Origin of the sequence: Nocardioides thalensis (genome assembly GCF_013410655.1) — a bacterium.
GTDB classification, from domain to species: Bacteria; Actinomycetota; Actinomycetes; order Propionibacteriales; family Nocardioidaceae; genus Nocardioides; species Nocardioides thalensis.
This window is the reverse complement of the sequence record NZ_JACCFP010000001.1, coordinates 1,024,292-1,046,186: the sequence shown is the minus strand read 5'-3', so window position 1 is coordinate 1,046,186 and position 21,895 is coordinate 1,024,292. Positions and strand designations below refer to the sequence as shown.

At 72.2% G+C, this 21,895-nt stretch carries 14 protein-coding genes; 6 read left to right on the top strand and 8 right to left on the bottom strand.

The features are described from left to right. The first annotated feature begins 40 nt into the window (after nt 1-40). Nucleotides 41-910 carry an IclR family transcriptional regulator gene (locus tag HNR19_RS05150; protein WP_179666931.1) on the top strand — a complete coding sequence of 290 codons (870 nt, stop codon included), beginning with the start codon at nt 41-43 and terminating at the stop codon, nt 908-910. On the opposite strand, the gene HNR19_RS05145 is transcribed toward HNR19_RS05150, so the two are convergent. Then, nucleotides 907-2,094 (bottom strand): epoxide hydrolase family protein, encoded by a 1,188-nt coding sequence (locus HNR19_RS05145; RefSeq protein ID WP_246303478.1) that lies wholly within the window; start codon nt 2,092-2,094, stop codon nt 907-909. The two genes, HNR19_RS05150 and HNR19_RS05145, sit on opposite strands and share 4 nt — an antisense overlap. 36 nt (nt 2,095-2,130) lie before the next feature. Here HNR19_RS05145 and HNR19_RS05140 point away from each other — a divergent pair, with 36 nt between their 5' ends. Both HNR19_RS05140 and HNR19_RS05135 read left to right on the top strand, forming a co-directional pair. Continuing rightward, on the top strand, nt 2,131-2,613 hold the full coding sequence (locus HNR19_RS05140; protein ID WP_179666930.1) for a nuclear transport factor 2 family protein: 483 nt from the start codon (nt 2,131-2,133) through the stop codon (nt 2,611-2,613). A 104-nt stretch (nt 2,614-2,717) separates the two neighbouring features. After that, entirely contained in the window at nt 2,718-3,599 is an 882-nt protein-coding gene (locus HNR19_RS05135; RefSeq protein WP_179666929.1) for an Ig-like domain-containing protein, read from the top strand. 338 nt (nt 3,600-3,937) lie between these two features. On the opposite strand, the gene HNR19_RS05130 is transcribed toward HNR19_RS05135, so the two are convergent. Further along, nucleotides 3,938-4,687, bottom strand: coding sequence for an Ig-like domain repeat protein (locus tag HNR19_RS05130; RefSeq protein ID WP_179666928.1), 750 nt, complete (start codon nt 4,685-4,687; stop codon nt 3,938-3,940). A 241-nt stretch (nt 4,688-4,928) separates the two neighbouring features. On the opposite strand from HNR19_RS05130, the gene HNR19_RS05125 reads away from it, so the two are divergent. The 3 genes from HNR19_RS05125 to HNR19_RS23445 all read left to right on the top strand — a co-directional run bounded on the left by HNR19_RS05125 (nt 4,929) and on the right by HNR19_RS23445 (nt 13,044). After that, nucleotides 4,929-8,681: an Ig-like domain repeat protein gene (locus tag HNR19_RS05125; RefSeq protein WP_179666927.1), complete on the top strand. Its 3,753-nt coding sequence runs from the start codon at nt 4,929-4,931 to the stop codon at nt 8,679-8,681. Further along, on the top strand, nt 8,678-12,073 hold the full coding sequence (locus HNR19_RS05120; RefSeq protein ID WP_179666926.1) for an Ig-like domain repeat protein: 3,396 nt from the start codon (nt 8,678-8,680) through the stop codon (nt 12,071-12,073). The genes HNR19_RS05125 and HNR19_RS05120 overlap by 4 nt, the downstream gene beginning before the upstream one ends. Before the next feature lie 122 nt (nt 12,074-12,195). Then, a complete protein-coding gene (locus HNR19_RS23445; RefSeq protein ID WP_179666925.1) occupies nt 12,196-13,044 on the top strand; it encodes a helix-turn-helix domain-containing protein in 849 nt (282 codons plus the stop codon). A 129-nt stretch (nt 13,045-13,173) separates the two neighbouring features. On the opposite strand, the gene HNR19_RS05110 is transcribed toward HNR19_RS23445, so the two are convergent. The 6 genes from HNR19_RS05110 to HNR19_RS05085 all read right to left on the bottom strand — a co-directional run bounded on the left by HNR19_RS05110 (nt 13,174) and on the right by HNR19_RS05085 (nt 21,882). Then, nucleotides 13,174-13,779 carry a nucleoside triphosphate pyrophosphohydrolase gene (locus HNR19_RS05110; protein ID WP_179666924.1) on the bottom strand — a complete coding sequence of 202 codons (606 nt, stop codon included), beginning with the start codon at nt 13,777-13,779 and terminating at the stop codon, nt 13,174-13,176. 2 nt (nt 13,780-13,781) lie between these two features. Beyond that, entirely contained in the window at nt 13,782-14,447 is a 666-nt protein-coding gene (locus tag HNR19_RS05105) for a hypothetical protein (RefSeq protein ID WP_179666923.1), read from the bottom strand. Continuing rightward, nucleotides 14,444-18,007 carry a transcription-repair coupling factor gene (gene mfd, locus HNR19_RS05100; protein ID WP_179666922.1) on the bottom strand — a complete coding sequence of 1,188 codons (3,564 nt, stop codon included), beginning with the start codon at nt 18,005-18,007 and terminating at the stop codon, nt 14,444-14,446. The genes HNR19_RS05105 and mfd overlap by 4 nt, the downstream gene beginning before the upstream one ends. 21 nt (nt 18,008-18,028) lie before the next feature. Further along, nucleotides 18,029-19,234, bottom strand: a complete 1,206-nt coding sequence (locus tag HNR19_RS05095; RefSeq protein ID WP_179666921.1) for a serpin family protein — start codon at nt 19,232-19,234, stop codon at nt 18,029-18,031. A 147-nt stretch (nt 19,235-19,381) separates the two neighbouring features. Continuing rightward, complete coding sequence (locus tag HNR19_RS05090) at nt 19,382-20,221, bottom strand: phosphate ABC transporter ATP-binding protein (RefSeq protein WP_179666920.1); 840 nt, start codon at nt 20,219-20,221, stop codon at nt 19,382-19,384. A 92-nt stretch (nt 20,222-20,313) separates the two neighbouring features. Further along, nucleotides 20,314-21,882: an Ig-like domain repeat protein gene (locus HNR19_RS05085; protein ID WP_179666919.1), complete on the bottom strand. Its 1,569-nt coding sequence runs from the start codon at nt 21,880-21,882 to the stop codon at nt 20,314-20,316. Nucleotides 21,883-21,895 lie beyond the last annotated feature (13 nt).

Below are 21,895 nucleotides of genomic sequence, written 5' to 3'. Positions count from 1 at the left end.
ATGGGTTGGCAATATGGCAATCGCCTCCTACGCTGCTGGGATGAGCGACGACCCGACCCCCTCCGCCCCGTCGTCGAACCGGCGCAACGCGACGGGGCTCGCGCGGGACATCGCGATGATCGAGGTGCTGGCCGGACCCGAGGCGCTGCGGGAGGGCGGGCTCGGAGTGCTCCGCGTGGCCGAGCTGCTCGGCCGCGACAAGGCCACCGTCTCCCGGGCGCTCGCGACCCTCGCTGACTCCGGCCTACTGCGGCGCGACCCCGAACGCCTGACCTACTCGGTGGGGCCGCGGCTCTTTGCTCTCGCCGCGCAGACCCAGGAGTCCGCGCTCACGCAGCGCGCGCGCCCAGTGCTCCGGCAGATGGCTGCGGCGACCCGCGAGACGACCCATCTCTGCGTGCTACGCGGAGGAAACGTGCTGACTCTCGCCAGCGAGCTGAGCCCCCAGGTCGTCGGAACAGCGAGCTGGGCGGGGACGACCACCGCGGCCTGGCGCACACCGTCCGGCCGGGCGTTGCTGAGCGACTGGGACCGCGCGTCCGTCGACGCCTGGTACCGCGCGCACGGCCACGATGCCGCTCTCCTGCACCCGCACGAGTCACCGATGCCGGGCACCTTCCGCCTGCTAGCGGAGCCGGAGCCGGACCGTCTCCTCGTGCACGACATCGAAACCCTCCATTCCGAGCTGGACCGCATCCGGCAGCGGGGGTACGCCGTGTCCGACGCCGAGCTCGAGGACGGAGTGGTCGCCGCCTCGGCGCCCGTCCGCGACGCGTCCGGCCAGATCGTGGCCGCCCTCAACATCAGCGCGCCGAAATCACGCCTCGGTGGCCGGTTGGACGAGCTGGGCAACTACGTGGCCAGGTGCTCGCAAGCACTCTCGGCCGACCTGGGCCGGACCTCCCTCTAGGGATCCGCGCGATATCGGCGGTGGAGCGTGGCGAAGAAGTCGCGGACATCTGCGACGAGGGCTTGTGGTCGCTCGAGCGCCGCGAAGTGCCCACCCCGGTCATGCTCGCGCCATTGGACGATGTTCGGGAACCGCCGCTCCGCCCACCGCCGGGACGCCCGCGGCACCTCGCGGGGGAAGATCGCTCCCGCGACGGGCACGTCGATCACGGAGGGCACGTCCTCGGTGAAGATGCGGTGGATCTCCTCGAAGCTCTCCCAGTACAGCCGGCCCGACGACGCCGCGGTGCCGGTCACCCAGTAGATCGTGAGGTCGTCGAGGATCGTGTCGCGGTCGATGACGTCGTAGAGGTCGCCGTCGTGGTCGGTCCACGACCAGAACTTCTCGAGGATCCAGGCGCACAGGCCCGCGGGCGAGTCGGTGAGGCCGTAGGCCGCGGTCTGCGGCCGCGTGGCGTGCATCGCCGAGTACGCCGAGCCGGTGGCGTTGGCGGTCTCCAGGTCCGCCAGCGCCGCGCGCTCCTGGGCGGTGAGGTCGTCGAAGGTGGCCGGGTCGGGAGCGGCCAACGGCGGGACGAGGCACAGCCCCAGCACCCGGTCGGGGAACTGCTCGCCGAGCGAGGCCGAGACGCTCGTGCCCCAGTCACTGCCCACCGCACCGAACCGCTCGTAGCCCAGCGCGGTCATCAGCTCGGCCCACGCACGAGCGATCCGCTCGATCCCCCACCCGGGCGCCTGCGGCTGGCTGCTGAACCCGTAGCCGGGCAGGGACGGGATGACGACGTGGAAGGCGTCCTCGGCGCTGCCGCTCGCGGGGTCGACCAGCTCGTCGACGAGCCCGACGTACTCCACGAACGAGCCCGGCCAGCCGTGGGTGAGGACGATCGGCGTCGCGTCGGGATGCCGGGAGCGCACGTGGACGCAGTGGATGTCGAGGTCGTCGATGCGGACAAGGCGCTGCGGGAGGGAGTTCAGCCGTTCCTCGCGCTCGCGCCAGTCGTAGCCGCTCGCCCAGTAGTCGCACATGTCCTGCACGACCGCGAGCGGGATGCCCTGGCTCCAGTCCTCGACCGTCTCCCGCCGCGGCCAGCGGGCCTCGCGCAGCCGCCGACGCAGGTCGTCGAGCACCTCGTCGTCGACCCGGATGGTGAAGTCGCGGACCCAGGGCTTGGACTGCATCGACATCGCCCGACAGCCTAGAACACGTTCTAGGCTGTCGCCATGGACCTCGTCGCGATCGAAGAGATCAAACGTCTGAAGTACCGCTACTTCCGGACCCTCGACCTGAAGCTGTGGGAGGAGTTCGGCGACTGCCTCACCGATGACGTGAGCGCGCGGTACGGCACCCAGGCCATGGCCGAGCCGCTCCACTACGACAACCGCGCGGACGTCGTGGAGTTCATGACCTCCAACCTGGGGCCGGGGATCATCACCATCCACGTCGCCAACCACCCCGAGATCGACGTCGACGGCGACACCGCGAGCGGTTCCTGGGCCTTCGAGGACACCGTGATCGTGCCGGACTTCAAGGTCACGATCCGCGGCGGCGGCTACTACCGCGACACCTACCGGAAGGACCCGGACGGGGCGTGGCGGATCGCCTCGACCGCGTACGACCGCATCTACGAGGCGATGACCTCCCTGGAGGACACCCCGAGCTTCAAGCTGATCGCCAATCGCTGGGACCCCGCGCTCGAGCACTGACCTGCCGGGCCGGCGCCGCACGTGTGCAAGGATCCGGCAGTGACGGCCGTCACGGGAGGGTGATCGGCCGTCGCGCCAACAACCAAACACGGGAGGGAACCCCTATGACCTTGCGTCATTCTGCTCGCGCGCGCCTGCGCACGGTGGCCGCAGGCACCGTCCTCGGCCTCGCGGCCGCGTCCGCCTCGATCGTCGGTACGGCGCCGTCGGCCTCGGCCGCGACGCTGAGCTTCGACTGCACCTTGCCGCTCCTCGGGGTGCAGACGTTCAGCGTCGACATCTCGCACTCGGCGCCGTCGCAGCTGCCGACCGGCTCGACCACGACGCCCGATGTCACCGCGGTGCTCAACATCCCGGCCGGCATCGCCGACGCGATGCGCACGTTCCTCAGCGTCGAGGAGGTCGCGGGCACGATCCAGTCCGCCGTCTCCGTCGACGGGGTCACCCAGGCGGTCCCGCTCACGATCCCTCGCACCGACGGCGGTGACGCCGGCGAGCCCGCCGTGCTCACGGCGACCGGCGCGCTGGCGCCGATCACCGGCGGCGACCCGGGCGACGTGATCGAGGTGGTCGCGGGCAACCAGGACGTCGCGATGACGCTGTACAACGCCGCCGGCGAGGGCACTCCGTTCGCGGTGCCGTGCACCCCGACGGCCGGCCAGGACCTGGCCATGGGCACGATCAGCGTGGTCAAGGCCGGCTCCAGCACGAAGGTCGCGGCGTCGTACAGCGCCAAGCGCGACAAGGTGACCGGCACCGCGACGGTCAAGGCGAGCAACGGCATCGCCACGACCGGCCAGGTGAAGTTCATCCTGAAGAAGGGCACGAAGACCCTCAAGACGGTGACCAGGGCGCTGCGCAACGGCAAGGCGACCGCGTCGTTCCTGCGGGTCAAGAAGGCGGGCGCCTACACCCTGGTCGCCCAGTACGCCGGGTCCGACCGGGTGAAGGCATCGTCGGGCAAGGACGGCTTCCGGGTGCGCTGACGCGCCCGGTCGTCTGCTGACGGCGAGCGGCCCCGGACACCCCGGGGCCGCTCGTCGGTTCCGTAGGTCAGTAGTCCGTGCCATTGCGTTCCCACCGCGTCCGTGACACTGTCGAGGGAGGAGCGCGTCAAGCAGTCGGCGTCCTGCCCACTTCTCGCGGCCCTTGTCGGACTTGGCACCTCTCTCAGTCCCGCGATCGAATCCCGTCACCCGGGACGAATGCGAGGACTCATGCACGACACCGGACCCGTTTGGGTCAAGCTGCGCCACCGCGACCCGGCGCCTGGCGTGGTGATCCGCTGGACGGAACGTCACGGCCTCCCGTGGGCCGACGTCACCTACGAGATGAACGGACGCTTCAGGGCCGAGCGGTTGCCCTGGATGGCGCTGCGCGCGCGGCGGACCCGCGGCACCCACGTCTCCCGGGGCGAACCGACCACGACGACCGCGTAGACGACGCGCGCCCGGCGCAGGAGCGAGCTTCCGCCGTACCTGACCACGACCTTCTTCTCCCCGGTCGATCGGAACGGCGGCAGCCGGAGCGTCGCGCGCCCACCCTGGATCGCGGCGCTGCGCGACCCCGCGCCCTTGGCCGACAGCGTCACGACACCGCTGCGCGGCACCCCGTCGTTGTTGAGGATCTCCACGACCGCGGTCACCCGGTCCTCGCCGACCGCGAGCCGGCGCGGGGTGACGATCGCCCACACGAACACCCGGCCGCGCCTCACCTTCAGCGCGGCGGTGTCGGTCCCGCTGGGCACCGTGGCATCGCCGCCGTAGGACACCGTCAGCTCGTACGGCGTGGTGTGCGGGGGCAGCGCGCGTGCCGGGATCTCGATGACCGCCCTCCCGTCCTCCAGGTCCCCGGAGCCGAGCACCCGGTCGCCGAGGCTCGCCGTCACCTCGCCCGTCGGCGTCGCGCCGTCCGCAGCGACGGTCACGCGGATCCGGCCGACCTTGCCGTAGTCGACCCACGCGTCCGCGGCGGTCACCACTGCCGTTGCCTGCTCCCCCGCCCGCGCCGCGCCGGGCGTGAGCAGGACGGCGCTCAGCAGCACCATGACCAGCGCGCGTCGGACCGTCCTCACCTGAGGAGTATCAGGCGGAGGCGGGCCGAAGATCTGACGAACGAGAACCGATTCTGCAATTTCTGGTGTGTCACCCGTCACGGAGTGCTTGTATTCGATCCGCGCGGTCCCGTGTCCGCATCTCGGGGCACTTCCCATGGCTCCAGGGACGGACAACCGAAGAATGCTCCCTCTTCAGTCGACCCCTTCGTCGACCCCTGACAGGCGCGCCCTGCGCACACTGTGGACCGGCCGGCTGAGCGTGCTCACGCTGCTCGCGGCTGCGCTCGCCTTGGTCGCGACGGCCTCGCCCGCGCGCGCCGTACAGGCATCGGGGGACGACGTCCCCGTCTGGTCGACCGGCTGGTCGTGGACCTACCAGACGACGTTCCGGTACGTCGGCGCCGACGCCGACGTGACGCTCAACGAGACCGTCACCTACACCGTGGCCGGCGCCCAGAGCTTCAACGGGCAGGACGCCTACCGCCTCAACATCTCCGGCACCATCACGGGCGGCAGCGGCTCGGCGCAGGTCGACGGCGTCGGCAACGTGTCGCTCAGCAACTTCTCCGGGACCGTGTCCGGCACCAAGTACGTGCGCCGCTCCGACCTGGCGATGCTCCAGGAGACCCAGGCCCAGCACCTCAACGGCACCGCGAAGCTCGGGTTCATCTCGACCGGTATCACCGCCGACATCGACCTCCAGATGACGCCGCAGGGCGGCTGGCGCGCGCTGGTGTTCCCGCTCGACGCCGGCCAGACCTGGCAGAACAACGTCGCGGTCGACTACGACGGCGGCTTCAGCTACGAGGCGGGCTCGCTGGCCAGCGGCGCGGACACCTTCGACGGCACGTTCAGCATGAACGCCCCGTCGTCGGTCACCAACGCGACGATCTCGGCCGCCGGCGGGTCGGTGAGCACCCGGCGCGTCCACTCCCAGGACGGCGACACCGTCAACACCCACTGGTACTCCCCCGGTCACCGCAACGACGCCCGCGAGCTGCTCCAGCTCCCCCTCGACGGTGCGACGCTGACGCTCGACCGCACGCTCTCGTCGGCGTCGACGCCGGCGCCCGCCACCACCCTCACCGCGACGATCACGCCGTCCCTGACCTGCGCGGGTGACCAGGTCACGATCGCCGGCCGGCTCAGCACCGGCCAGTCCGGCGTACCCGTCACCGTCAGGGCCGACGGCATCGGCACCGTGAACGCGGCCACCACCACGGGCGGCAACTACACGGCGAACCTCACCGCTCCTGCCGCCGGCGACGGCAAGTCCAAGACCGGTGCGCGCGGCAGCTGGGGCGTCCTCGTCAGCGCGGGCGGCGCCACCGCGGCCACCACGCTCGTCGTCACGCCGCAGAACTGCACGACCCTGACCTACGACGGCGCGACCGCCGCCCCGCAGGGAGGCACGGCCACCGTCAGCGCGACGCTCACCGACCTGACCGGCGGCAGCACGGCCGGCCGGACCGTCACGTTCACGCTCTCCGGAGGCGCCACCGTCTCCGCCTCGACCAACGCCGCCGGCGTGGCCCAGACCCAGATCCCGGTGGCCGGTCCGCCGCGCGACGCGACGATCACGGCATCGTTCGCCGCCGCCGGCAACCTGGTCGCGGCCTCGGACTCCAGCCCGTTCGCGGTCGGCACCATCCCGACGACGACCACGGTCGCGGCCACCCCGCCGGTGGTCACCGTCGGCGACCCGGTCCGCTTCACCGCCGAGGTGGCCGCCGTGCACGGCGCCAAGCCCGGCGGCACGGTGCAGTTCCAGGTCGACGGCGCCGACTTCGGCAGCGCGGTCGCGCTGGCCGACGGCTCCGCCACCAGCCCCAACCTCTCCACGCTCGGGCTCGGCTTCCACGAGGTCGTCGCCGTCTACAACGGCACCGCCGACCACTCGCCGAGCACGTCGGCCGCGTTCACCTTCCGCGTGCGGCCGCCGCTGCTGGCGACCACGACCAGCTCCACGGTGGAGCCGTCGACCGCCGTCGCGGGACAGCCGGTGACGCTCTCCGCGACGGTCGGCACAACGTCCGGCACCCCGACCGGCGAGGTGGTGTTCACGGCCGGCGCGACCGAGCTGGGGCGCGCCGCCGTCGGGTCCGACGGCAAGGCGGCCCTGACCCTCGAGGACGTCCCGGTCGGGAGCCACCAGGTCGTGGCCACCTACTCCGGTGACGACGTGTACGGCGCCAGCGCCGCGCCGCCGCGCGGGCTCACCGTCGAGAAGGCCGACGTCTCCGTGTCCCTCGAGAGCTCCGACGCGACCACGGTGACCGGGGAGGCCGTCAGCTTCACCGCGTCGGTCGCCGTGCAGGCCCCGGGGGGCGGCACGCCCGGCGGCTCGGTCCAGCTCGAGATCGACGGCGCACCCGTCGGGGCGCCCGTCGAGCTGACGGACGGCTCGGCCGTCTTCGGCCCGATCACCTCGCTCGGCGCCGGCTCGCACGTCGTGTCCGCCGCGTACGCCGGCAGCGCCCGCTACCAGGGCGGCTCCGACCAGGTCGACCAGACCGTCGAGAAGGCGTCGACGTCGACCACGGTGCTCGCGACGCCGTCGCCGTCGCTCGAGGAGCAGCCGGTCGAGCTGATCGCGTCGGTGGTCGCCGACGCGCCGGGGTCGGGAGCCCCGACCGGCACCGTCACGTTCCTCGCGGACGGTGATCCGATCGGCTCCGCCCCGCTCGCGAACGGCCAGGCGCGGCTCGAGGTCTCCGACCTCGCGCCCGGCGACTACCAGGTCGCCGCCGAGTTCGCCGGCGACGCCGACTACCTCGCCAGCGAGTCCGAGCCGGTGAGCCACACGGTCCTCGCCGGCACCGCGGTGGTCGCCACGACCCTGGCGCTCTCCTCCAGCGAGAACCCCTCGACGTACGGCGGCCTGATCACGTTCACCGCCGACGTCGACGCGGCCGACGACAGCGCTCCCGCCGGCGCGGTGCAGTTCTCCGTGGACGGCCAGGACATCGGCGACCCGGTGCCCGTCGGCCCGGGCGGCATCGCCGAGAGCCCCGCCCTCGCGTCGCCGGACCCCGGCGACCACACGGTGATCGCGGCGTTCGTGCCGGAGGTCGGGTTCTCCGGGAGCGGCGACCTGCTCACGCAGACCGTCGAGGCCGCCCCCGTCACCGTCGAGCTGGTGCCGTCGGACGCCGACGCCCAGGTCGGCGACGAGGTGTCGTTCTCGGCGACCGTCGAGTCGACGGTCACCGGCACGGGGACCCCGACCGGTTGGGTCCAGTTCTCGGTGGACGGCGTCCCGCTCGGCCGTGCCGTCGAGCTCGTCGACGGCACGGCCGGCAGCGAGGTCGTCGACGACCTCACGCCCGGCGACCACACCGTCACCGCGATCTACTCCGGCGACCTCCACTTCGCACCGCAGGTCGCCACGACGACCCAGTCGGTCCACCGCGTCGCCACCACGACCACCCTCGAGGTCGCCGACGCGTCGGTGACGTACGGCGACGCGGTCGAGGTCACGGCCACGGTCACGCCCGAGCACGGTGACCTCGGCGCTCCCGGCGGCACGGTCGACATCGTGGACGGGGACGACGTCATCGCCACCGTGCCGGTCGCGGCCGACGGCACCGCCGGCGTCGCGACCGCGACCCTCACCGGTCTCGGAGCCGGCAGCCACCAGCTGCGGGCGGTCTACTCGGGTGACGACGAGTTCGACCCGAGCTCGTCGGACGACACCACCGTCACCGTCGGCAAGCTGGCGACGACGCTCACCCCGCAGGCCGCGCTGGTGTCCGTCAGTCCGCTGGGGCTCCCCCTCGGGCAGCTCAAGGTCACGCTGACCGCGGGCGGCGACCCGCTCGCGGGCGCCGCGATCGAGTTCAAGGTCGGCACCAAGGTCGTCTGCCAGGCGACCACCGACGCCCGCGGGGTGGCGGCCTGCAACGCCGCCTCGCAGATCCTCGGCCTCGTGCTCAACGGCGGCTACACGGCGTCGTACGCGGGTGATGCCGACCACCTGGCCACCACCGTCAAGGGAGGCATCCTCAAGTGAACGCCCTGCGCAGACTGATCTCCTCGTTCGCAGTGCTCGGCCTGGTCGTCGGGCTGGTGGCGCTGGTCGCCGGGTCGTCGGCGGCCGACATCACGGCGCCGGCCGACGGGGCGGTGCTCCGTGGCAACGCGACCCTCTCCGCGAGCGGTGCCAGCGACGGCACCCTGTGCGCACGGGCCGACAGCCCGCGGACCACGCTCCAGCTGATCAACTCCGGCGGTGGCGTCGTGTTCGAGAGCGTGCAGGGCGGCACCGGCGCGAAGAACGCGACGATCGACACCCACAACTACCCGAACGGCAGCTACACCGCCCGCGCGATCGAGCGCAACCGGTCGGGCTTCGTGCTGTGCAACAACAACACCCGGACCACCAACCGCTCGGTGACGATCGACAACATCACCCAGATCGCCTACTCGGGCGCGACCGAGGGACCGCAGAACACCTCGGTCACCGTCCGGGCGACGCTCACCGACCCCCACCTGTCCTCGTCGGTGCTTCCGAACCGCACGGTCACGTTCTCGCTCTCCGGCGGGACGTCGGTGACCGGGACGACGAACGGCAACGGCGTCGCGACCGCGACGCTCCCGATCTCGGGCCCGCCGCGGACGGCCACGGTGACCGCGTCCTTCGCGCAGACCACCCACTACAAGGGATCGGCCGACTCGACCACGTTCGTCGTCGGCAAGAACCCGACGACCACGACGGTCGTGCAGCCGGAGTCCGTCGTGCACGGCCAGCCGACGAGCTTCACCGCGCAGGTCGCGCCGGTCAACGGCACCAGCAACCCGGGCGGCACGGTCCAGTTCACGGTCGACGGCCAGAGCCTCGGAGCGCCGGTCGCGGTCGCGAACGGCACGGCCGTCTCCCCCACCACGAGCACGCTGAGCACGGGCAGCCACACCATCGGCGCGTCCTACAGCGGCGACGGCAACCTGCTGGCGAGCACGGCCTCGACCAGGACGCTGTCGGTCGGCAAGGCCCAGACGACGACCGCCCTCGCGAGCTCCGGATCACCCACCGTCACCGGTGAGCCGGTGACGTTCACCGCGACCGTCGCGGTGGTCGCTCCCGGCGGCGACGACCTCGCAGGCGGCGTGCAGTTCGACGTCGACGGCGAGCCCTACGGCACCGCCGTACCGCTCGACGGTGACACCGCCGAGCTGACCATCAGCAACCTCAAGCCGGGCAACCACCAGGTCAAGGCGACCTACAACGGCAACGCCGACTTCGCCTCGAGCAGCTCTGCGGAGACGACGCACGGCGTCAACCGCGCGGAGACCACGGTCGGCCTCCAGACGTCCAACCCGGACGCGGTGGCCGGCGAGCCGCTGACGTTCACCGCCGAGGTGGACGTGGTCGGGCCCGGCGCGGGCAACCCGACGGGCGTCGTCCAGTTCGCGTCCGACGGCGTGCCGATCGGCGACCCGGTGCCGGTCAACAACGGCGCGGCGACGTCCCCGCCGACCGGCCTCGACGCCGGCGCGCACGTGATCACCGCCGACTACCAGGGCGACGCCGACTTCGCGGGCAACACCGCCCAGCTGACCCAGGAGGTCGCGGCGGCGCACACCACGACGACGGTGACGACCTCGCCGAACCCCTCGGTCGTCGGCCAGCCGGTCACGGTCCGCGCGGTCGTCGCCCCGGTGGCGCCGGCCCGCGGCACCCCTAGCGGCGCCGTCCAGTTCACGATCGACGGCGAGCCCGGCGCGTTCGCGACCCTCGAGGACGGGGCGGGCCAGATCGTGCTCTCCGACCTCGGTCGGGGCAGCCACGAGATCACGGCGAAGTACTTCAGCGCCGACCCGAACTTCGTCACCAGCACGTCGGACCCGGCGTCCCACACGGTCAACAAGGCCGCGACGAAGACGACCGTCGAGAGCTCGGCGCCGACCTCGGTGTTCGGGCAGCCCGTGACGTTCACCGCCTCGGTCGCGGTCGTCGCCCCGGGCGCCGGCTCGCCGTCCGGCACGGTGACGTTCACCAACGGGTCGACCGTGCTCGGCACCTCTCCGGTGAGCTCGGCCACCGGCTTCCAGGCGTCGATCACCACCGACGCGTTGCCGGTCGGGCAGCACGCGGTCGTCGCGACCTACGAGGGCGACGACAGCTTCGTCGCGAGCTCCGGCTCGGTCGCCCAGCGGGTGCAGCGCGCCCAGACCACCACGTTGGTCACCTCGTCGGTGAACCCGTCGCAGTCGGGCCAGAGCGTGCGGTTCACCGCGGCGATCAGCCCGGTCGCGCCCGGCGCCGGCGACCCGGGCGGCACCGTCCGGTTCACCGTCAACGGGGCCAACCTCGGCGGCGCCGTGGAGGTCGTCGACGGCGAGGCGACCAGCGCCGCGTTCACCTCGCTGTCGCCGGGCACCTACCGGATCGAGGCGACCTACAGCGGTGACCCGCGCTTCGTCGCCAGCACGGGCAGCCTCGACCAGGGCAACGGCCAGCACGTCACCAAGGGCCAGACGTCGATGACGCTCGAGTCCGCCACGCCGTTCGCGGCGTACGGCGACCCGGTGGCGTTCACCGCCACGGTCACCGCGGTCGCGCCGGCGACGGGGCGCCCGAGCGGAGCCGTCCAGTTCTGGGACGGCGGTGTCCTCCTGGGCGCGGTCGGCCTGACTGCGGCCGGGCCGGGACAGGCGACCGCCTCGTTCGTGACCACGTCGCTGGGCGCCGGGGAGCACGAGGTCCGGGCGACGTACGTCGGGAACTTCAACTTCGAGGGCAACACGGCGACCACGTCGCAGTACGTCGGCACGGTGCCGACGGTCGTCGGGGTGGAGTCGGACACCAACCCGGCGACCTTCGGCGACGACGTGACGCTGACGGCGGTGGTCAACCGGGCGCTCCCGGCCGCGGGGACCCCGGGCGGCACGGTGACGTTCCGCTCCGGTGACGAGGTCCTCGGCACGGCGGACGTGGAGTCGGTCGACGGCCGTCGCCAGGCATCGCTCACGGTGTCGTCGCTCGCCGCGGGGGCCCACGAGGTGACGGCGTCCTACTCGGGTGACGAAGCGTTCGCGCCGGCGGACTCCGCGCCGTACCTCCAGCAGGTCGGCCGGGCCGGGTCGAGCCTCGAGGCCGACGTCGCCTACATCACCCTCGGCGACAACATCGGGCGCGTCCGGGCGACGCTGACCGGCCTCGGCGGTGCGCCGATCGCCGGCGAGCGGCTGGTGTTCACCGCGACCCACCCCGTGTCCGGCTTCGTGATCGAGATCTGCGAGGCGCCGCCGACGGCTGCGGACGGCTCCACCTCGTGCGTCGCGGACACGATGCTGCCGGCCTTCACGATCGACATCGAGGGCTACGACGTGCGGTTCGAGGGCAACGACAGCTACCTGCCGGCCACCGACCGCGCGACGTGGACGGTGCGACAGAACCAGTAACCGGGAGGGGAGCGCCCCCCAGGGCTGCCTTGGAGGGCAGGCACGGGGCGCCGTGCACCGCAGGGATAGCGGGCACGGCGCCCCTTGTCCTCCTCGTGTCGATCGGGTGAGGTGTGCGCATGGTGAGTGACAGGGAGGCGCTGGCCGAGGTCCTCGACGAGGCGCGCCGGTCGGCGCGGTGGCGGCGCCTGCCGATGGTCCATGCCGACACCCTCGCCACGACTGCGGACCTGGTGGCGACGGGCGCGCCCGAGAGCTACGCCGGCCTCCACCGGCTGATCTCCGACCACGGGCACCAGCGGATCGCGCTCTTCCAGGGCTGGCTGCGGGGACTGCTCGGCGACCACGCGCACGCCCGCGTCGAGACCGCCCTGATCTATCGCATCGGCGACGAGGAGCACGTCCGTGGCCGGCTGACGGCGGCCGGTACCGACGACTCGGCCGCCACCGACATCGCGGCGAACTGCTACAGCCTGATGTTCTGGCTCCTGCTGCGCGACATCGAGCTGGTCACGCCGCTGACCGACCTGCCGGACCCCGACGGGTTCCACGACCTGATCCGGCGCGGGACGGTCGAGCAGTGGCGGGCCGCGCTCGCCCCCGTGGCCGCGCACCCGTGGGACCCCCGCGGGGAGGAGCTCGCCGCGCTGGCCGACGACGCCGGTCTCCCGGTGGTGGCCGACTCGCTGCGAGCGTGCCAGCGTGTCTACCAGCTGCTGCGGGAGGACGACGAGCGGCGGGCGGTCGCCGACGAGATCAGGCGGCGGGTCAAGCTCAGCGGACTGACCCAGAAGGCGTTCGCGGCGTACGTCGGCACCTCGCCCTCACGCCTGTCGACCTACGTCAGCGGCCGGGTGACGCCGTCGGCCGCGATGCTGCTGCGGATCCAGCGGGCATCGGAGGTGCTGGCCGCGCGTGATCCCGCGCAGCTGCCGGGACCGCCGGAGGGCTACCGGCCCCACATCCAGTAGCCCTCCGACCCCGAGCGTCCCGCCCCGCAGAGCCGACGGAGCACGCGGTCCAGGAGGTGGACCGGATCGGAGCACGTCGAACGATGGCACCGCTCGCGGTCGGGCGCCACGCCAAGGCCGCAGGCGTTATCAGATCCGGCGACGTACGGCGTCCCGCAGCGCCTGCTCGGGGTCGGTGCCCGTGGCGCGGGCCTCCGCCACGAGGGCGAGCAGGCGGTCGCCGAGGTCGTCGGAGTCGGGATCGACGTCGGCCGCCCGACCGTCGCGGGCGAGCCGGTCGAGCACCTTGTCGGCGTACAGGAGCGCCGGCAGGGTCGGCGGGAGGCCCTCGACGGGTGAGGTGCGCTGCTTCTCCTGGGCCTTGATCTGCTCCCAGACCTCGGTGACCGACTCGACGTCCTCCGCGGCGCCGTCGCCGAACACGTGCGGGTTGCGGCGCACCATCTTCGCGGTGATGTCGGAGGCGATGTCGTCGAGGTCGAATTCCCCCGCCTGCTCGGCGATGACCGCATGGAACACCACCTGGAGCAGCAGGTCGCCCAGCTCCTCGCGCAGGTGCGCGGTGTCGCCGGTGTCGATGGCCTCGAGGGTCTCGTGGGTCTCCTCGAGCAGGTAGCGCGCGAGCGAGCGGTGGGTCTGCTCCTGCTTCCACGGGCACTCGGCCCGCAGGCGGCGCATCACCTCGACGAACGCCGCGACGGCGTCCGTCCCCGAGCCGTCCGGCCCGTCGGTCATGCCTACGGGGCGAGCGGCGGCGCGGCGGGCGCCGTACCGCGGCGGCCACAGAGCTGGCTGTCGGGCAGCGCCTCGACCTGCTCCGGGTCGAGCTGCTCGGCCGTGCCGACCAGGGCCTCGGAGCTGACCGCGACGGAGGTCTGGCGGTCGGCCCGCTCGATCGCGCCCTCGGTGTCGAGGTCGAAGCGCGGGTTGATCGTCACGTCGACCTCGCTCGTGTCGAGCATGCCCTCCTCGTCGCCGACCTCCGGGACCGCGGCCTGGAGGTACTGGATCGCGTCGATGTAGGTGCGCACCGCCTCCTGCTCCTCCTCGGAGAACTCGTCCCAGCCGGGGATGCTGGCGTAGTCGGCGGGCTGCACGTCGAGCGAGACGTCCTGCTGCTCGACCAGCGCGCGGGCGACCTCTGCACTCGCCCACTGGGCGACGACGCTGGTCTGCACGATCGCGCGCGAGGTCGCCTGCGACGTCGGGTCGTTCTCCAGCGACGAGCAGATGGCGTCGGTCAAAACGTCGACCTGCTCGAGGTCGAGCGTGGCGTCCTCGACCTCGGCGGCGACGCCCGGCGCGGGCGGCTCGCCACCGACGATGTTGTCGGCTCCACAACCGGTCGCGAGGATCGCGACGCCGGCGACGGCAGAGGCGAGGGAGAGCTTCACTCGGGTCACGCTGGCTCCTGTGCTGGTGGATCGATGACGCTGTCGATGACGAGGCGGGCCCATTCAAGCAGGGCGATCCCCTCGAGCGGACGCCCCGTCGCACCCGGCGTGCCGGGGCGCGGCACGAGGATCGACTCGGCCTGCGCCTTGACGATCGACTTGGGGAACAGCCGCTGCAGCCGGATGGTGCGCGACTCCGGCAGGGTGACCGGCGCGAACCGCACGTTCTTGCCGACGGTCGTGACCTCCTTGACGCCCGCCTGGCGCACCCGGGCACGGAAGCGCGCGACCAGCTGGAGCGCCGCCACGGCCTCCGGCGGCTCGCCGTACCGGTCCTCCAGCTCCTCGGCGATCTCGTCGACATCCGAGCCGGTGCGGACCTCGGCCAGCCTCTTGTACATCTCCAGGCGCAGCCTTTCGCTGGGGATGTAGTCGTGCGGCAGGTGCGCCTCGACCGGCAGCTCGATGCGCACCTCCTCCAGCTGCTCGGGCGCGCCGCCGTCGCTGCGGAAGTCGCGCACGGCCTCGCCGACCAGGCGGACGTAGAGGTCGAAGCCGACGTCGGCGATGTGGCCGGACTGCTCGCCGCCGAGCAGGTTGCCGGCGCCGCGGATCTCGAGGTCCTTCATCGCGATCGCCATGCCGCCGCCGAGGTCGGAGTGCTGGGCCAGCGTCGCGAGCCGCTCGTGGGCGGTCTCGGTGAGCGGCTTCTCGGTCGGGTACAGGAAGTAGGCATAGGCGCGCTCGCGGGACCGGCCGACGCGGCCGCGCAGCTGGTGCAGCTGCGAGAGGCCGAGGGTGTCGGCGCGCTCGATGATCATCGTGTTGGCGTTGGACACGTCGAGGCCCGACTCCACGATCGTCGTGCAGACGAGCACGTCGAAGCGCTTCTCCCAGAAGTCGAGCATCACCTGCTCGAGCTGGTGCTCGCCCATCTGGCCGTGAGCGGTCGCGACCCGGGCCTCGGGCACCAGCTCGCGGAGCTTGGCCGCCGCCTTCTCGATCGAGTTCACGCGGTTGTGGATGTAGAAGACCTGGCCGTCGCGCAGCAGCTCGCGGCGTACGGCGGCCACGACCTGCCGGTCCTCGTAACCGCCGACGTACGTCAGCACCGGGTGCCGCTCCTCGGGCGGCGTGGTGATCGTCGACATCTCACGGATGCCGGTGATCGCCATCTCCAGGGTCCGCGGGATGGGCGTCGCACTCATCGACAGCACGTCGACGGAGGTGCGCAGCCGCTTCATCGCCTCCTTGTGCTCGACGCCGAAGCGCTGCTCCTCGTCGACGATGATCAGGCCGAGGTCCTTGAACTTGATGTCGGGATTGAAGAGCCGGTGGGTGCCGACCACGACGTCGACGGTGCCGTCGGCGAGGCCGGCGATCACCTCCGCGGCCTCCTTGTCCGTCTGGAAGCGGCTCAACCCCTTGAGCACGACCGGGAAACCGCTCATCCGCTCGGTGAACGTCGACAGGTGCTGGCTCACGAGCAGCGTCGTCGGCACCAGCACCGCGACCTGCTTGCCGTCCTGCACCGCCTTGAACGCCGCCCGCACCGCGATCTCGGTCTTGCCGTAGCCGACGTCGCCGCAGATCAGCCGGTCCATCGGGACCGTGCGCTCCATGTCGCGCTTGACCTCGTCGACGGTGGTCAGCTGGTCGGGCGTCTCGTGGAACGGGAACGCGTCCTCGAGCTCGCGCTGCCACGGGCTGTCGGGCCCGAACGCGTGGCCCTTGGTGGCCTGGCGGGCGGCGTACAGCTTGATCAGCTCGGCGGCGATCTCGCGGACGGCCTTGCGGGCGCGGTTCTTGCGCTTGGTCCAGTCCGCGCCGCCGAGCCGGTCGAGGCTCGGCTGCTCGCCGCCGACGTACCGCGTCACCTGGTCGAGGGCGTCGGCCGGCACGAACAGTCGGTCCGGCGGCGCGCCGCGCTTGCTGGCGCCGTACTCCAGCACCAGGTAGTCGCGCGTGGCGCCGTGCACCTCGCGCTGCTTCATCTCGACGAAACGGCCGACGCCGTGCTGCTCGTGCACGACGTAGTCGCCGGGCTTGAGCTCGAGCGGGTCGATCTGGCGCTTGCGACGGGTCGGCATCGCCCGCATGTCGCGGGTCGAGGCCTTCTGCCCGACGATGTCCTCGCCGGTGAGCACGACCAGCTTGCGCGCGTCGTCGACGATGCCGTGGGCGAGGTTGCCGCAGGTGATCGTGACGACGTCCTTGTCCGGTACGGCGCCGGCGGGCAGGCCGTCCACGAGCCGCGCCGGGACGTCGTGCTCGCCGAGCGCCTCGACCATGCGCTCGGCCGGGCCGTGGCCGGCATGCACGACGACGACGGCGTAGCCGTCGGCCCGCCAGTTCGCGATCTCGGCGAACGCCTTCTCCACGTCGCCGCGGTAGGCGGGCGCCGGGGCGGCACGCACCTGACGTTCTGGCTGAGAATCCGTCGAAGAATCAGCCAGTTCGTCAGGTACGTCGAGCCCGAACGGGCTGAACGTCCACCACGACTGGCCGCGCTCCAGCGCGTGGCTCCGCACGTCGGCGAGCTCGCGGTAGGACGCGGCCTGGAGGTCGATCGGCGCGGTGCCGCCGGAGGCAGCGGCGGCCCACGAGGCGCCGAGGAACTCCTCCGACGTCGCGACCAGGTCGTGGGCGCGCGCCCGGGCGCGCTCGGGGTCGAGGACGACGATCTGGGTGTCGCCGGCCAGCAGGTCGACGAGCAGCTCGAGGTCGTCGACCAGCGCGGGGATCAGCGCCTCCATGCCCTCGACGGCGATGCCCTGCGCCAGCTTGTCGGTGATCTCGAGCAGCTCGGGGTGCCGGCGCCCGAGCTCGGCCGCGCGCTCGCGGACCTCGGGCGTGAGCAGCAGCTCGCGGCACGGCGGCGCCCAGAGCCGGTCGAGCTTGGCGATCGTCCGCTGGTCGGCGACCGCGAAGGAGCGGATCTCCTCGACCTCCTCGCCCCAGAACTCCACCCGGACCGGGTGCTCCTCGGTCGGCGGGAACACGTCGACGATGCCGCCGCGGACCGCGAACTCGCCGCGCTTCTCGACCAGGTCGACGCGGGTGTAGGCGGCGTCGACCAGCCCGGCCACGACGGCATCGAGCTCCGACTCTCCCCCGACCTCGAGCTCGACGGGTGCGAGGTCGCCGAGACCCTTGACCTGGGGCTGGAGCACCGAACGCACCGGCGCGACGACCACCCTGAGCGGCCCGGTGCTCGCGTCGTCGCCCGGGTGGCAGAGGCGGCGGAGCACCGCGAGCCTGCGGCCCACCGTGTCGCTGCGCGGGCTGAGCCGCTCGTGCGGAAGCGTCTCCCAGCTCGGGTAGTAGCCGATCGTCGCGGGGTCGATGAAGTCGCCCAGCTCGGTGACCAGCTGCTCGGCGTCGCGGGTGGTCGCGGTGACCACGAGCAGCGGCCGCGCGGTGCGGGCGAGCCCCGCGACGACGAACGGGCGCAGCGGCTCGGGCCCGGTCAGCTCGTGGGTCGGCAGGCGTCCGCCCGCCGCGTCCTCGATCGCCGAGCTGAGGGCCGGGTCGGCGAGGACGAGGTCGGCGAGACCGGCGAGAGACACGAAGTGAGAGGTTACCTGCGCCTACCCGACGGCGCCGACCCCGGGATCGGTCACCCGGCCGAGGAAGAGCGGGGTGCCGTGCTCGACGTCGTGAATGACGAACAGGAACGGCCGGTCGACGTGGAACGGGACCGTGACGGGCATCGCGGTGGTCTCCATCACGACCGCGGTGGCGGCGGCCGCCTCGGTGCCGTGCTCGTCGACGGCGACGAAGCCCTGGTGCACGACCTCGCCGATGCGGAGGTCGAGGTCCTCGTCGGTCATCGGCCGGAAGTCCGCGTCGGAGCCGAAGGCCGACGGCATGCCGAGACTCCCGAGGATGCCGGCCAGCTGGGCGTTGCTGCGGAACGTCCAGCGCGGCAGCCGCAGGTCGAGCGTCGTGCCACGTCCGCCGGCCAGCATCTGCGGCAGGCCGCCGCGGACCACCTCCTGCTCGACGTCGGCCAGCCGGCCCTCGTCGGGCAGCACCACGGTCATCGCGAGCGTGCCGCCGGCGTACGGGATCCGGGCGGCCTGCCAGCCGTCGCCGCGCGTCAGCGCGCCGTACGGGCTGCCGCTCATCATCGGGACCCGGGTCGTGCCGCCGTCGGTCAGGTGGAACGTGCCGTCGCGCGTGGACGACGGCTCGAACGGCTTCTCCCAGGGCGCTTTGAGGTAGATCGCGTTGACGAGCACGAGCCGGGTCGCCGCGTCGAGGACGCCGCGGGCGATGAGGTCGCGGATCCGGTCGTGGGTGCGCCCGGCGACCCAGTCGTTGATGAGGACGCGCGCGTCCTCCGCGGCGCCCTCGAAGTCGACGGTGCGCACCGCGGCGCCGTACTCACGGGCGAGGGTGTCGAGGAAGGCCTTCTCCCAGCCGACGCCCCGCTGGCCGAAGAGCTGGTTGGCGGTGTCGAGCGCGATCTCCTTGCCGTCGCGGTGCGGCACCGGCCCCGCGAGCCCCTCGACGTACGTCGTCAGCGCGTTGAGCCCGCCGTGGAACCGGTCGTCGGCGCCGAGCACGTCCCGCATCTCCCGGGCCGTGTGGCCGCCGGCGCCGGTGAGCGTCATCCCGAGCGCGGCCACCACGGAGTACGGCGAGACCACGAGGTTACCGTCCGCCGGCAGCTCGCCGTAGAGATCGCCGGCGAAGCCGTGCATCGCGGCGACGACGCCAGGGATCGCGGCCCGGTCCCCCTCGGAGCGGGCCGTGTCGGAGCCGGCCAGGTCGACCTCGCCTTGCGCCATCGTGTGTCCTCCGCTCGTCTCGTCGCCACAGGACACCAGAGCAGGGGCGGCGACCGCCAGTACGGCGAGTCGGAGCGCGTCGCGTCGCGAGATCATGCCCAGCAGACGTCCCTGACCGCCCGACGGTTCCGTCGCCGCCCCGGCCGCTCAGCCGAACCGGCCGTTGACGTAGTCGGCGGTGCGGGAGTCCTGCGGGTTCTCGAACATCGCGCGGGTGTCGCCGTGCTCCACGATGACACCCGGGGTCCGGTGCGAGGCGAGGAAGAACGCGCACTGATCGGAGACGCGCGCCGCCTGCTGCATGTTGTGGGTGACGATCACGATCGTCACCTCCTGCGCCAGCTCGACCATGGTCTCCTCGATCACCCGGGTCGAGGTGGGGTCGAGGGCCGAGCACGGCTCGTCCATCAGCAGCACCCGCGGCCTGACCGCCAGGGACCGCGCGATGCAGAGCCGCTGCTGCTGCCCGCCCGACAGGCCGCCGCCGGGGGCGTCGAGGCGGTCCTTCACCTCGTTCCAGAGACCGCCCTTCGTGAGGCACGACTCGACGAGGTCCGCCTTGTCGCTCTTGCGCATCTTGGTGCCGGTGAGCTTGAGGCCGGCCAGGACGTTCTCCCGGATCGACATCGCGGGGAACGGGTTGGGCTTCTGGAACACCATGCCGATCGCGCGGCGGGCGTCGATCAGCCGCTTGCCCGGGTCGTAGATGTCCTCGCCGTCGAGCAGGACCTCGCCCGCCAGCTTCGCCGACGGCACCAGCTCGTGCATCCGGTTGAGGATGCGCAGGAACGTCGACTTGCCGCAGCCGGAGGGCCCGATCAGCGCGGTGATCCCGCCGGCCGGCATCGTGAGGGACACCCGGTCGAGCACCTGGTGGCTGCCGAACCAGGCAGTGATCTCCCGCGCCTCGAGCTCGGCGAGGCTCGCCGGCGCGGGCGCGTCGACCGAGGTCGGTGCGGGCAGTGGTGGGGGCGGAAGGGCAGTCATCAAGCAGTTCTTTCGTGATGCAGGGCCGAACCCGGGTGGCCGTCGAAGTGCGGCCACCCGGGTCCGAGGTCAGCGCGCGGGTGCGCGCGGACTCACTTCTGGGTGATGGTGAAGGACTTCGTCGCCTTCACCCCGTTCTTGTCCCCGGCCCAGCTGATGGTCAGGCTGTTCTTGCCCTTCGCGAGCTTGACCAGCGTGATCGTGACCTTGCCGTTGCTGAGCGTGCCGGAGCCGACAGTCTTGGCGCCCTTCTTGACGACGACCTTGCCGGTCGCCTTGGCGCTGATGCCGGCCAGCGTCACGGTGACGGTGCCCTTGGCGCGCGCGCCCTTCTTGACCGCCGACGGGAACGACTCGGCGATCGTCGCCGAGGTCTTCACGGTGACGACGGCGGGCGTCGCGTCCGAGGACTCGACGAAGTCGGTGTCCTCGGCCGGGACGAACGTCGCGGTGTAGGAGTGCTTGCCGGGGGCGACGCCGGTCAGGTTGAGCGTGGCGACGCCACCGACGAGCGGAGCGGAGCCGACCTTGGTCTCACCCTCGAAGAAGTCGACGGTGCCCTGCGCGGTCGGGGACGACGCGACGGTCGCCTTGAGCGTCGCCTTCTTCGCCCCCGGGCTGGTGCCGGCGACCGACGTGGTGGTCTCGATCGGCTCCGCCGGGAGGTTGAGGGTGAAGTTCGTCGCCGACGACTGGCCGACCTGGCCGCAGACGCCGCCGTCGCCGGGCCGGGCGAGCTGGCCGAAGCCGGCCTCGTTGATCAGGTCGGTGGCGGCGTCGGAGCAGAAGAAGCCCGCGCTGCCGAAGACGGCCTGGACCTTGGCGCTGGCCGCGTCGGCCTGGCGGACCACGTTGTAGAGCGCACGGTCGGCGTTCCAGCCGCCGTTGGCCGTGGTGGAGAGGAGCCGGAGCGTGCCCGGGGTGAGGCCGGCGCGGCCGACCGAGAAGGGTGCGATCGCGTTGGCGTTGCCCTTGATCGGGTCGTCCTCGTGCTCCTGGACCTCCTGGACCCCGGCGGCCAGGACGACGTCGACGCCGGCGTTCATCTTCTTCAGCTCGCCGATGAAGAAGGACCGGGTGCCCGAGCCGCTCTGCGGGATCATCGGCACGATCGTGCCGGCGCTGCCGCCGACCTCGTTCCAGTTGGTGATGTCGCCCTTGTAGATGCTCACGATCTGGGCGGGCGTCAGCTTCACGGGGGCGTTGGACGCGACGTTCGCCGAGACCGCCATCTGGAGCGAGTCGAGGGCGAACGGGATGGCCTGCAGGCCCGCGGCCTTCTCGGCGTCGTTGAGGCCCGAGGACGACCGCGCGTAGTCGATGTCGGCGTTGTCCCCGGCGCCGTAGAGCAGGCTCTTGCCCGCGCCCGACCCGTTCGGCCGATTGATGTCGCCGCTCGGCAGGGGGATCTGCCCACCGCCCAGCGCCTGGAACGTCGCCACCCGGTAGCCGGCGCCCGGGTTGGCCGCGTTGTAGGCGTCGGCCAGCAGCTTGACCGCGTGCTGGCTGGTGTCCGACCCCACGCCGATGAGGTCGTTGGCGACGGGCGTGAACGTCGTGTCGTCGGGCAGCGTCTCAGCGTGCGCCGGCGCGGCCGACCACACTGCCGTCGCGGCGAGGGCGCCGGCGAGGACACCCATCAGCGTCTTGCGTACGAACATCTGTCTCTTCTTC